Annotated in this window: 9 protein-coding genes and 2 tRNA genes; 6 read left to right on the top strand and 5 right to left on the bottom strand. The window is 33.9% G+C overall.

Features of this window, described 5'->3' with window-relative positions; genetic code table 11:
• The first annotated feature begins 78 nt into the window (after positions 1 to 78).
• On the top strand, positions 79 to 291 hold the full coding sequence (locus ASF10_RS03630) for a hypothetical protein (protein ID WP_055095081.1): 213 nt from the start codon (positions 79 to 81) through the stop codon (positions 289 to 291).
• A 112-nt stretch (positions 292 to 403) separates the two neighbouring features.
• Here ASF10_RS03630 and ASF10_RS03625 read toward each other — a convergent pair whose 3' ends face one another.
• The 4 genes from ASF10_RS03625 to mutS all read right to left on the bottom strand — a co-directional run bounded on the left by ASF10_RS03625 (position 404) and on the right by mutS (position 3969).
• Positions 404 to 778: a hypothetical protein gene (locus tag ASF10_RS03625; RefSeq protein ID WP_056245494.1), complete on the bottom strand. Its 375-nt coding sequence runs from the start codon at positions 776 to 778 to the stop codon at positions 404 to 406.
• 251 nt (positions 779 to 1029) lie between these two features.
• Positions 1030 to 1115: transfer RNA gene (locus tag ASF10_RS03620), tRNA-Leu, on the bottom strand.
• A 14-nt stretch (positions 1116 to 1129) separates the two neighbouring features.
• Positions 1130 to 1202, bottom strand: a tRNA-Gly gene (locus ASF10_RS03615).
• A 160-nt stretch (positions 1203 to 1362) separates the two neighbouring features.
• On the bottom strand, positions 1363 to 3969 hold the full coding sequence (mutS, locus tag ASF10_RS03610) for a DNA mismatch repair protein MutS (RefSeq protein WP_056245491.1): 2607 nt from the start codon (positions 3967 to 3969) through the stop codon (positions 1363 to 1365).
• A gap of 157 nt (positions 3970 to 4126) precedes the next feature.
• On the opposite strand from mutS, the gene ASF10_RS03605 reads away from it, so the two are divergent.
• The 3 genes from ASF10_RS03605 (at position 4127) to ASF10_RS24475 (ending at position 8515) form a co-directional block, all read left to right on the top strand.
• Positions 4127 to 4561 (top strand): DUF1573 domain-containing protein, encoded by a 435-nt coding sequence (locus ASF10_RS03605; protein ID WP_056245489.1) that lies wholly within the window; start codon positions 4127 to 4129, stop codon positions 4559 to 4561.
• A gap of 75 nt (positions 4562 to 4636) precedes the next feature.
• Positions 4637 to 5179 (top strand): RNA methyltransferase, encoded by a 543-nt coding sequence (locus ASF10_RS03600; RefSeq protein ID WP_056245485.1) that lies wholly within the window; start codon positions 4637 to 4639, stop codon positions 5177 to 5179.
• A 102-nt stretch (positions 5180 to 5281) separates the two neighbouring features.
• Entirely contained in the window at positions 5282 to 8515 is a 3234-nt protein-coding gene (locus tag ASF10_RS24475; RefSeq protein WP_241774892.1) for a T9SS type B sorting domain-containing protein, read from the top strand.
• 174 nt (positions 8516 to 8689) lie between these two features.
• Here the strand turns inward: ASF10_RS24475 and folK are convergent, their stop codons facing one another.
• The gene (folK, locus tag ASF10_RS03590) at positions 8690 to 9823 is read right to left on the bottom strand and encodes a 2-amino-4-hydroxy-6-hydroxymethyldihydropteridine diphosphokinase (protein WP_056245484.1); all 1134 of its coding nucleotides are present in this window, start codon (positions 9821 to 9823) and stop codon (positions 8690 to 8692) included.
• 269 nt (positions 9824 to 10092) lie between these two features.
• Between folK and sppA the strand changes: the two genes are divergently transcribed.
• On the top strand, positions 10093 to 11850 hold the full coding sequence (sppA, locus tag ASF10_RS03585; protein WP_056245482.1) for a signal peptide peptidase SppA: 1758 nt from the start codon (positions 10093 to 10095) through the stop codon (positions 11848 to 11850).
• Positions 11851 to 11863: 13 nt separating this feature from the next.
• Positions 11864 to 12811, top strand: a complete 948-nt coding sequence (locus ASF10_RS03580; protein WP_056245480.1) for an alpha/beta hydrolase — start codon at positions 11864 to 11866, stop codon at positions 12809 to 12811.
• Positions 12812 to 12826 lie beyond the last annotated feature (15 nt).

Genomic DNA, 12826 nt, shown 5'->3' with positions numbered 1-12826 from the left:
AATAAAAAAATATTTTACATATTAAAAAATTTATATCTTTGCCACGAATTAATAATTAACCTTTTATAATAAAGTAAGATGAAAAAAGTATTTTTAAGTTTAGCTGTTGTTGCTGTTTTAACTGTTGTTTCTTGTAAAAAAGCTGATGCTGCAGCTACTGAGTCTGTAGATTCTACTGCTGTTGCTGTTGATTCTGCTGCTGCTGTAGTTGATTCTGCTGCTGCAACTGTTGATTCTGCTGCTGCTAAAGTTGATTCTGCTGCTGCTAAAGTAGAAGAAGTAAAAAAATAATTAGAACCTAAGTTCTAAAGATTTTAAAACCATCCTTGAGATGGTTTTTTTTGTACTTAATTTTAAGCATTAATGCACAAAAAAAAGCGATCGCCGCGGCGATCGCTTTTTTTTATTCCTCAACTTCTTCTTCGACTACCTCATCTTCAAAAATCGATTCACTGGACGAGAAATCCAAAATCTCTGACCTCGAAGCATACGTAACAATTTCTTTTATCCCCTTTTGCAAAAGCAATTCTGTAGTGTATTTACGACTTGTAGCAAAATGAACCTCACCTAACATCAATTTAAAAAAATACTTTCCTCCAGAGCCTTTAAATTTTAAAAACCGAGCCTGATCTATATTTGCTTTAAATTTTTGAATATCCTCTTCACCTTCAAACTTCAACTCATAACTTAAGCTTATAAATATCACTTTGCCTTTCCTGGAAGTAAACACGAATTTATACTCATCATTAAACCTTTTACTTATTACAAAAGCACCCATATTTTAATTGTTGATTGTTGATTGTTGATTGTTGATTGTTGATTGTTGATTGTTGATTGTTGATTGTTGATTGTTGATTGTTGATTGTTGATTGTTGATTTTGTTGATTGTTGATTGTTGATTGTTGATTGTTGATTGTTGATTGTTGATTGTTGATTGTTGATTTCTTAAATAAATTTACTTCGCAAATTTATTTTATGCTGCGCGAGTTTACACAATAAAAAAAGCCTCTTCAAAAGAAGAGGCTTTAGTACTCAGAGCGGGACTTGAACCCGCACGAACATTGCTGTTCACTGGATTTTAAGTCCAGCGTGTCTACCAATTTCACCATCCGAGCATTATATGGCATTGAGCGAAAAACGGGGCTCGAACCCGCGACCTCGACCTTGGCAAGGTCGCGCTCTACCAACTGAGCTATTTTCGCGTTTCAAATTCTTGTAAGAACTACAATACTTGACTTGTTCTGTATTGCGAGTGCAAATTTAGGACATTTATTCAATTATACAAGCGTTTTTTGAAAAAAAATCACACTTATTTTATAACTTTCTGATAACCTAAACTTTAAACTTGAAAACTTTTAAATTTTATTTCTTAACCAGCATTCTTTTGATCTCATTCAGTTTCATCAGTGCTTCGACCGGCGTTATTGCGTTTATATCGAGGCTCATGATCTCTTCTTTTATTTCTTCTAATAAAGGATCATCCAGATTAAAGAAACTCATTTGCATTTCGTCAGCAGCTTCTTTAACTCCGTTTAAGGCATCGCTCGAATGATTCTTCTCTAATTTCTTTAATAGCTTTTGTGCTTTCAGAATTACGATTTGAGGCATTCCCGCCATTTTTGCAACATGAATTCCAAAACTATGTGCGCTTCCTCCTTTTACAAGCTTTCTGATAAAAAGAACGGTATCTTTTAATTCTTTTACCGCAACATTATAATTCTGGATTCTTGGCAAAGATTCTGTCATTTCATTTAATTCATGATAATGCGTTGCAAACAATGTTTTGGGTTTTCCCGGATGTTCGTGTAGAAATTCGGCAATAGCCCAGGCAATCGAGATTCCGTCATACGTACTTGTTCCTCTACCAATTTCATCCAGTAACACTAAACTACGATCAGAAATATTATTCAGAATAGAAGCCGTTTCGTTCATCTCGACCATAAAAGTAGATTCCCCCATCGAGATATTGTCTGACGCTCCTACTCTGGTAAAGATTTTATCTACAATTCCCATTCTAACACTGTCAGCCGGAACAAAACTTCCCATTTGAGCCAATAGTACAATTAAAGCGGTTTGCCTTAAAATAGCCGACTTACCGGACATGTTAGGACCGGTAATCATAATAATTTGCTGCGTTTCTCTGTCTAAATAAACATCGTTCGCAATATATGGAGTTCCAACCGGTAATTGTTTTTCGATAACCGGGTGTCTTCCGTTTTTGATTTCAAGTTCGAATGTTTCATCAATTTCAGGACAAACATATAGATTTTCGACAGCCAATTGCGTAAAGGAACACAAACAATCTAATTGCGCAACCAAATTGGCGTTCATTTGAACCGGTTTGATATAAGTCGCAATCCAGGCTACTAATTGCTCAAAAAGATCGGTTTCAATTTTATGAATTTTCTCTTCGGCTCCTAAAATCTTTGTTTCGTATTCTTTTAATTCTTCGGTAATATAACGCTCGGCATTTACTAAAGTTTGTTTACGAATCCATTCTGTTGGCACTTTATCTTTGTGCGTATTTCTAACTTCGATATAATATCCAAAAACATTATTGAAGGATATTTTTAAAGAGGAAATTCCTGTTCTCTCTGATTCTCGTTTTTCGATTCCTTCCAGATATTCTTTTCCTGAAGTCGAAATAGCACGCAAATCATCCAGTTCTTCGCTAATACCTTTTGCAATTGCATTTCCTTTTGCAATCGCAACGGGCGCATCCTGATTTAAAGTCGTTTTGATTTTCTCTCTCAACAAATCACAAGCATGCAAACTATCTCCAATAACTTTTACAGCTTCTTGCGGACTTGCAAGCGCTAAAGTTTTTATTGGGATGATAGCGTCCAGAGATTCTTTTAAATAAACAATTTCGCGCGGTGAAACTTTTCCGGCTGCAATTTTAGAAATCAAACGCTCTAAATCTGAAATTTGTTTGATTTGATATTGAATGTTATATAAAACTTCAGAATTTGTTTTCAGATACGAAACCACATCATGACGTCCTTTTATTTTATTACTATCTTTTAATGGTAAAGCCAGCCAGCGTTTCAACAAACGTCCTCCCATTGGCGAAAGCGTTCTGTCGATAACATCTAAAAGCGTTACAGCATTTGGGTTATAACTATGGTATAATTCTAAATTTCTAATGGTAAAACGATCCATCCATACATATGCATCTTCGGCAATACGCTGAATCGCGGTAATATGCTGTACACGATTGTGTTGCGTTTCGGATAAATAATATAGAATTGCTCCGGATGCAATAATTCCTTCTTTTAATTCTTCTATTCCAAAACCTTTCAAAGAAACCGTCTGAAAATGTTTTGTCAGGGTTTCTAATGCATAATCTTCTTTATAGATCCAGTCTTCCAGATAGAAAGTATGAAAATCTTCTCCAAAAGAAGCCTTAAAATCTCCTTTGTTATTCTTGGGAACCAGAATTTCACTTGGATTAAAATTCTGCAATAATTTATCTATGTATTCAGCATTTCCCTGAGCCGTTAAAAATTCTCCGGTTGAAACGTCGAGAAAAGAAACCCCAATATTTTTATTAGCAAAATAAACAGATGCTAAAAAGTTATTTGTTTTTGATTGTAAAACCTCATCATTCAAAGAAACTCCGGGAGTTACCAACTCAGTAACGCCACGTTTTACAATAGTTTTGGTCATTTTTGGATCTTCAAGCTGATCACAAATCGCCACACGAAGTCCGGCTTTTACCAATTTAGGCAAATACGTATTAATAGAATGATGCGGAAAACCTGCTAATGCCGTTTCCGTTTCTGATCCTGCACCTCTTTTAGTCAGGGTAATCCCAAGGATTTTTGACGCTCTAATCGCATCTTCTCCAAAGGTTTCATAAAAATCACCTACTCTAAAAAGCAGACATGCATCAGGATATTTTCTCTTGATTTCGTTGTACTGTTTCATTAAAGGTGTTTCTTTCACCACTTTCTCTTTCGCTGCCAAATTATTGTGTTTTAAATGAAAAATTAAGACAGCGAATTTATAATATTTTAAAGGAATATCGAAGAGGAACAAAAATTAAAATATTTTAAGATTTTTTTATATTAAGATATAAGATTTTTATATAGATTTGTTCATAATTAAAACAAAGATTCTAAAGATGAAAAAAATAATTTTATTCGCTATGTTGGCTGTAGTTGGAATTACTGCTTCTAACGCTCAAGCTAAAAAAGCAACTGCAAAAGCTGCTAAAGTTGCTAAGGTTGAAGGAGCTGGAATGGCTTTTGAAACAGAAACTATCGATTACGGAACTATCGCTCATAATGCTGATGGAAAACGTGAATTCGTTTTTGTAAACAACGGAACTAAACCATTAATCATTACAAATACACAAGGATCTTGTGGTTGTACTGTACCAACAACTCCAAAAGAGCCTATCGCTCCTGGTGCTAAAGGTATTATTGGTGTAAAATATGCTACTGACAGAGTTGGTGCTTTTACAAAAACAGTAACTGTTACTTCTAATGCTGAAGGACAACCAACAAAAGTACTTACTATTAAAGGTACAGTTTTACCAGATCCAGTTAAAAGCTAATCTGAGAAAACAAATAAAATAATCGAAAAGCTTCCTTATCTTTGGAAGCTTTTTTTATGACCTGAATTTACACCAATGAGAAAACTAGAAAATAGTGAGCTGGACAGAAAATCGATTGAAGATTTTAAAAAATCGGAAAAAACACCTTTAATATTAGTGTTAGACGATATTCGCAGTTTACACAATATAGGTTCTGTGTTTAGAACTGCTGATGCTTTTTTGATCGAAAAGATAATTTTATGCGGTATTACAGCTACTCCGCCTAATAAAGAAATTCATAAAACTGCTCTTGGCGCTACTGAAACTGTTGCTTGGGAACATCATGAAAATGTATTGGAAGTTATCGAAAATCTTAAAAAGGATAACGTATTAACAATGGCAATTGAACAGGTTGAAAGTTCTGTTTTTCTTCAGGATTTTAAAGTAGAGAAAAATCAAAAATACGCTCTTGTTTTTGGTAATGAAGTTTATGGCGTTGCTCAGGAAGCGGTTGCAATTTGCGATGGCTGTATAGAGATTCCGCAATTAGGCACTAAACATTCCCTGAATATTGCCGTAAGCGCAGGAATTGTGGTTTGGGATTTATTTCAAAAATTAAACTGGCCAAGTACAATTTAGACCAAACGGCAAATGTTTTTAAAACAAAATAACTGATTGCCAGCATTTATTTTACAATTCTCTTAAGTACATTTACGAAGGAGAATTAGAAATAAATTGCTTATGAGAAATAGAATTACCTGGTTTTTATTTTTAATTGGTTTTTTGGGTTATGCACAATTTACACCAATTCCTGATTCAAACTTTGAAAAAGCTTTGATTGATTTAGGAATTGACAGCGGTGTTATTGACGGTAAAGTTCTAACAGCGCAAATTAGTGAAATAACATCTTTAGAAATTCCCGGAAAAAACATTTCAGATTTAACAGGAATTGAAGCTTTTACAAAATTACAGCAACTAAACATTGGCGCAATAGACACTGATCCAAGCCAAAGAAACAGAATCGGCACTTTAAACCTTTCCAACAATTTACAGCTTACTTATTTAATTTGCAGTTTTAATAACTTAACACAGCTTGATCTCTCCAATAACATTTATTTAGAGTTTTTATACATCGACAATAATAATTTTACCGGCATTGATATTTCTAAAAACACAGCTTTAACTATGCTTTTTGCCAGAAATAACAAACTGACAACTATAGATTTAAGCAAAAACTCTTCTTTAGACATTTTAAATTTAGAGAATAACTTATTATCGAATTTAGATATTTCCAACAATCTATTATTAACTAAATTAAACTGCATAGGAAATCAGCTCACTACTTTAGATGTTTCTAAAAATAGTAATCTTACAACTTTAAGCTGCGGTTTTAATAAACTCTCTACTTTAAACACTTCGCAAAATACTGACTTAAATTTTTTACATTGTGAAAGCAATCAAATAGCAGGTTTAGATCTTAGTAAAAATCTATATTTAAATATTTTATATTGCAGCACAAATAAATTAACCGCTTTAAGTGTTTCTAAAAATATATACTTGATTGATTTAATCTGCAATTCTAATCAATTATCAACTATTGATATTGCTCAAAATCTTCTCTTGAAAAGTCTTAACATCGATAATAATCAATTATCTAATCTGGATACTTCGAATAATCCTGCTTTAGTAGTGATTCACTGCAATTCTAATAAGCTATCTGTCCTTGATGTCTCAAAAAATGTTGCTTTAACCCATTTTAGAGTCAACGATAATCAACTAGTTAGTTTGAATTTAAAAAATGGAACTAATACTGATATAAGGTATCTGGATCTTAAATCGAATTTTAATCTGAGTTGTATACAAGTGGATAACAAATCCTACTCTGATACTAACTGGTCGTCTTATAAAGATGCCGCTGCTATGTATGCGGATAAATGTAATGCCAGTACAACTCTTCCGCCAGTATTAAGTGCTACAGGAGATCAATTTTATTGTCCAACAGATAATATTAAAATTGTTACTGATTTTTCTATAACACATGATCCGGCTGAAACAGGAACACAGGCGGTATATATTCAAATATCATCCGGTTATGTTTCCGGTCTTGATGTGCTAAAACTTTTAAATCCTGCCTTACATCCAAATATAAAGGAAAGCTGGGATGCATCATCAGGCAAGCTAACTCTGGCAAGTCTTACTGGTATTGATTTATCATATTCGGATATAGTTGCTGCGGTAAAAGATCTTGCGTTTACTAATTCTTCAGCGACAGCATCAGGAACCAGAACTTTTTCTATAACTATTGGTCAAGCCAATTATTTGCCTTCTACCCAACATTATTATTTATTTGTTCCCAGTGTTGGCATTACATGGTCAACTGCAAAAACTGCGGCGGAAGCCAGGAATTACTATGGACTAAAAGGATATCTGGCTACTATTTTATCTACAGATGAAGCAAAATTAATTGGAGAACAAGCCTCTGGAACAGGCTGGATTGGAGGAACCGATGCGGACACTGACAATGTCTGGAAATGGGTTACAGGACCTGAAGCGGGAACTGTTTTCTGGAATGGAACTGCAAACGGCTCAACGCCAAATTTTGCTTTCTGGAATAACGGAGAACCTAATAATCAAGGAGGAAATGAAAAATATGCGCATGTTACCCAACCTGGTATTGGAATAAAAGGATCCTGGAATGATTTATCAAATACAGGAGATCCAAGCGGAAATTATCAGCCGAAAGGTTATGTGGTAGAATATGGCGGAATGCCGGGTGAATTGCCTTTGAAAATTGCAACGAGTACCAAAATTACTATTCCGATTGCAACACCTGCCCCAAACCCAAATTCTGTTTGTGATTCCGGAAGTTTTACATTAAACGCAACAGCAACAATCGGAGCAACAATTCGCTGGTACGATGCCGCTATTGGCGGAAATTTATTAGCAACAGGAAACTCCTATACTACTCCTGTATTATCCGGCACAACAACTTATTATGTTGATGCGGGATGCGAATCAAATAGAAAACCGGTTATTGCTACTGTAAACATAACACCTACAACACTAGTTGCGACTTCTTTGACAGTTTACAATTGCGGAGCAGGAAGTGTTGTTCTAGAAGCTAATGCAAATATTGGAGTAATTAATTGGTTTACAACTTCTGCAGGCGGAACAAGTGTTTATACAGGAAACCGATTTACAACCCCAACAATTTCTACCAATACAACTTACTACGCTGAGGCTTCGAATAGCACTTGTATCAATACAAATCGTACAGCAATAAATATTGTCATTTATACGCCTCCGGTTGTTACAGACGAAACTTTGCTTTTATGTCAATTTCAGAAAGTTACACTCGACGCAGGAATTCCAGGAATGACTTATCTGTGGAATAATGGTGCAACGTCACCAACTATTGATGCTACAACGGGTGGAATTTATACTGTAGATGTTACAAGTCCGGCTCCTGAAAATTGTACCAGCCGAAAAACAATTACTGTTAATGAACGTCAGGTTCCGCAAATAAATCGGATTGATGTAAATGGAACAACTGCGATAATCTATCTTAAAAATGAAACGGATTATTTTGAGTATTCTGTAGACGGAATAAACTTTCAGGATTCAAATTTGTTTTATAATATTCCCGGCGGTTTACAAACGGCGTATGTAAGAGAAAAAAGCGGTTGCGGAGAAACTTCTCAAAACTTTGTAGTTCTTGTGTTTCCGGCATTTTTTACACCAAACAATGATTCTTATAATGATTTATGGGAAGTAACCGGAATGGAAAATTATCCGCAGGCTGAAGTTACTATTTTTGACCGCTACGGAAAACTGATTGCGCAATTAAATACTTCTAAAATGAGCTGGGACGGAACTTTTGAACAAATGCCTTTACCTGCTTCTGATTATTGGTATGCTTTGAAAATTGACAATACAAAGCCTGTTTTAAGAGGTCATTTTGCTTTAAAGAGATAGTATTTTTAATCAGGGAATGTGTCAATTAGAAAATGAGATAATTAAAACACGTTGCCAAAATTATCTAATTGACGCATTGTCTAATTATCTAATTAATAACTTGTCAATTAGAAAATGAGATAATTAAAATACGTTGCCAAAATTATCTAATTGACACATTCTCTAATTATCTAATTAACTTAACTTCTTCTGGATTTCGTTTAAGATAAAAAGATAATCTTCGTGTTTTTTGACAAAATCACGATCAGAAACATCTATGATCAGGACATTCAAATCTGTTTGGGATTTAATATAATCCAGGTAACCATTATTGATTTTATCCAGATATTCTGCTTCGATATTCTGTTCGTAAGTTCTTCCTCGTTTTTTGATATTTTGAAGCAATCGTTCAGAGTTCTGATACAAGTACACGTACAAATCAGGTTTTGGCATTTCTTTATAGATGATATCAAATAAGTTTCGATACAAACGATATTCATCTTCTGCCAGGGTAATTTTGGCAAAAATCAATGATTTAAAAATATGATAATCGGCTACGATAAAATCCTTAAACAAATCAAATTGTGCCAAATCATCTGACAATTGCTGATAACGATCTGCCAAGAAAGACATCTCTAACGGAAAAGCATATCTATTTTGATCTTTATAAAATTTGGGTAAAAACGGATTATCAGCAAAACGCTCTAAAACTGTTTTAGCATTAAAATCATCGGCTATTTTTTGAACCAAAGTAGTTTTACCTGCTCCAATATTTCCTTCAAAAGCAATATAATTATAGTTTTCTAAAGCAATTTCGCGCAAAGGATTCTTTAAATCCTGAACTATTGTACAAACGCTGTCGTCTGGAGAAATCGCAATTAATTCCGGAACAGATTTCTGAAAAACAGGATGTTTCCAATCTAATTTTAAATCCCGAACAGGCAACAATACAAAATTCCTGTTTTGCATTAAAGGATGTGGAACCTGCAATTTCTCAGAATCAATAATTTCATCATCAAAAACAATTAGATCCACATCTATAATTCGGGATTGATATCCTTGTTCATTAGATCTGATTCGGCCTAAATGTTTTTCGACTTTTAAAATCTGGCTGAGTATTTTTTGTGCTGATGAAGTGGTATGCAAAAGCAAAGCACAATTATAAAAAGCATCACTCTCAAAGCCCCAGGCAGGAGTTTCGTATAGCTTAGAAACCCTGATTACAGTTCCTACTTCGCGATGTATTAAATCGATACAACTCTCGATGTTTGCTAACCTGTTTCCCTGATTACTGCCTATAGATAAAACGACTTGATGCTGTGACTTCATAATTAATGCAAATTAACTAAAACTATTTCAGAATTACCCACATTATTTAACTCAAGAATTAGAAGTTTCCCACTGTTTCTGATTTTTTATTTCCTTTTACTGTTTAAAAAAACTTCGGATATCTTTCAAAATACCCTATCTTTAATTTAGAATTTTAAAAATGTAAAAAGTACAAATATTTGGTCAAATCGTATATAATAAATAATTTGTTTTTAGATTACATTTGTAACAAACCAACCTTTTTTGCTACTTATTAAAAAAATATACTTATGAAGTTTTTAGGAAATGTAATTGCCACAGTTGTCGGTATTTTTGTATTTATCATGTTCTTCTTTTTCGGAATAATTCTTATTGGAGCTATTTTTGGAGGAGACGACACTGTGTCTGTCAAAAATGATTCGGTTATAGAATTAGACTTAAAACAAATTCAAAATGATTATGCCGGAAAATATAAAGATCCGTGGGTAACTGTTTTCTCTGAAAAAAAGGGCGTTGGTTTAACGGATGTAATCAATGCAATCGAAGCAGCAAAAAAAGATGATAATATCAAAGGAATTTCGATTCTAAACGATGAGTCTTCTTTAGGATTGGCTCAATATAAAGATTTAAGAAATGCTCTTGAAAGTTTTAAAAAATCAGGAAAGTTTGTTTGGGCATATGCGAATACGTATTCTCAAAAAGAATATTATTTAAACTCTGTTGCCAATACCGTTTATATAAATCCTGCGGGTGATTTAGATTTTAAAGGACTTTCGTCTGAAGTAATGTTCTTTAAGGATTTTCAGGATAAATCAGGGATTCATATGGAAGTGATTCGTCACGGAAAATATAAAAGTGCAGTTGAACCATTTTTAGAAAATAAAATGAGCGATGCTAATAGAGAACAAGTAACTGCTTTATTAAATTCTATCTGGACAACTGTTTCTACTGATATCTCAAAAAGCAGAAATATTCCTCTTGATAAATTAAACGAAATCGCAAACGGTTTATTGGCAAGAACTCCGGAAATGGCAAAAGCACAGCATTTGGTAGATGTTATTGCTTATGAAGATGTTTACCATAATGCGATCAAAAAAGCTTTGAAAGTAACCGGTGATGATGATTATAACAAGATTTCGATTTTAGATTATACTCAAAATAATATTACTACGGCTTTGACAAATACAGCGACAGATCAAATTGCTATTATTTATGCTCAGGGCGAAATACAAAGCGGCGAAGGTGATGTTACCGTAATTGGCGAAGGTTCTATGCGTCGTTCTTTGCAGGAAGCCCGTAAAGATGAAGATGTTAAGGCAATTGTTCTTAGAATTGACAGTCCAGGCGGAAATGCATTAACATCTGACCTGATCTGGAGAGAAATTGAAATTACCAAAAAAGTAAAACCTGTTGTGGTTTCTATGGGAAATTATGCCGCTTCAGGAGGATATTATATTGCTTGTAATGCGAACAAAATTTTTGCAGAAAGTAACACGATCACAGGTTCTATTGGTGTTTTTGGAATTTTACCCAACTTTACTCCTCTTGCCAATAAATTAGGAATTAATACTGAGCAGGTAAAAACCCACGAAAACTCAGCTAATTATAGTCCTTTTGTACCTGTTGATGAAAAGTTTAAAGCTTTTACTCTTGAAGGTGTTGAACATATTTACAACACTTTTGTAACGCATGTTGCCGAAGGAAGAAAAATGACTTTTGCACAAGTTGATGCTATTGCACAAGGAAGAGTGTGGTCAGGATCTGAGGCTTTAAAAATTGGTTTGGTAGATAAAATTGGCGGCTTAAATGATGCTATTGCCGAAGCTGCTAAAATTGCTAAAGTAAAATCATACAGCACACAAAATTATCCTGAATACGAAAAAACATTCAACGATTTGCTTTCTAATTTGCCTTTTGCACAATCAAAAGAAGCGTTTATAAAAGAAGAAATTGGCGAAGAGAATTATATGCTTATTGAGCAGGTAAAAAGACTTCAAAAACAAAAAGGAGTTCAGGCGATGCTTCCTTTTGGATTAAATATTAAATAATTCCATTTTTAAAATGAAAAAATTATTTGCTCTTTCTGCCTTTCTTTTCCTGAGCCTAATCCATGCTCAGGAAAAAAGCGAAATCACGTTTAAAGAATCTCCTTTAATTTTAAAGATTAATATCGATCAGATTTTTGGTACGTTGACTACTCCGGATTTAAAGACAAAATATCCGGTAGCCTTAATAATTTCAGGTTCAGGACCAACAGACAGAAACGGAAATAATGCAATGATGAAAAATAATTCGTTGAAAATGCTGGCAGAAACGCTGGCAAAAAACGGAATTGCCTCCTTAAGATATGATAAAAGAGGAATTGGCGAAAGCAAAGCTTCTGCTGTTACAGAACAAACTTTGGTATTCGAAAATTATACGGAAGATGCTAAAAGCTGGATTAATTTATTAAAACAAGACAGGCGTTTTTCTCAAGTAATTGTGATTGGTCATAGTGAAGGTTCACTTATAGGAATGATTGCCGGAGCAAAAGCAAACAAATTTATTTCGATCGCCGGTCCGGGAGAATCAGCAGATAAATTGATAAAAGCACAAATTGCATCAAAAGCAAATAAACAATTAGAGGAGTTAACATTTCCTATTATTGATAGTTTGAGAAGCGGCAATAATGTAAAGAAAGTTGATCCAATGCTTAATTCGCTTTTTCGAGCAAGTATTCAGCCTTATTTAATTTCCTGGTTTAAATATAATCCGCAAACAGAAATTAATAAATTAAATGTTCCTATTTTGATTCTGCAAGGAAATAAGGATTTACAAGTAACCGTAAAAGATGCAGAGCTTTTGGCACAAGCCAATAAAAATGCAGAACTTTTGATTGTTGAGAACATGAATCATATCATGAAAACTATTGAAGGTGATACTCAAGCCAATATAGAAAGCTATACAAATGAAACCCTGCCTCTCTCAGAAATCATGACGAAGAAGATTGTTTCTTTTATTAAAAAATAATCAAAATCATAAAAC

The organism is Flavobacterium sp. Leaf82, assembly GCF_001422725.1.
GTDB lineage: Bacteria > Bacteroidota > Bacteroidia > Flavobacteriales > Flavobacteriaceae > Flavobacterium.
The sequence above is the reverse complement of the archived record's forward strand: the minus strand, read 5'-3'. Positions and strand labels throughout refer to the sequence as shown.

Coding starts and splice junctions, on each gene's coding strand:
- folK (WP_056245484.1), bottom strand. CDS start 9,823: ATGAAGTCACAGCATCAAGTCGTTTTATCTATAGGCAGTAATCAGGGA.
- ASF10_RS03625 (WP_056245494.1), bottom strand. CDS start 778: ATGGGTGCTTTTGTAATAAGTAAAAGGTTTAATGATGAGTATAAATTC.
- ASF10_RS03580 (WP_056245480.1), top strand. CDS start 11,864: ATGAAAAAATTATTTGCTCTTTCTGCCTTTCTTTTCCTGAGCCTAATC.
- ASF10_RS24475 (WP_241774892.1), top strand. CDS start 5,282: ATGAGAAATAGAATTACCTGGTTTTTATTTTTAATTGGTTTTTTGGGT.
- ASF10_RS03630 (WP_055095081.1), top strand. CDS start 79: ATGAAAAAAGTATTTTTAAGTTTAGCTGTTGTTGCTGTTTTAACTGTT.
- ASF10_RS03605 (WP_056245489.1), top strand. CDS start 4,127: ATGAAAAAAATAATTTTATTCGCTATGTTGGCTGTAGTTGGAATTACT.
- sppA (WP_056245482.1), top strand. CDS start 10,093: ATGAAGTTTTTAGGAAATGTAATTGCCACAGTTGTCGGTATTTTTGTA.
- ASF10_RS03600 (WP_056245485.1), top strand. CDS start 4,637: ATGAGAAAACTAGAAAATAGTGAGCTGGACAGAAAATCGATTGAAGAT.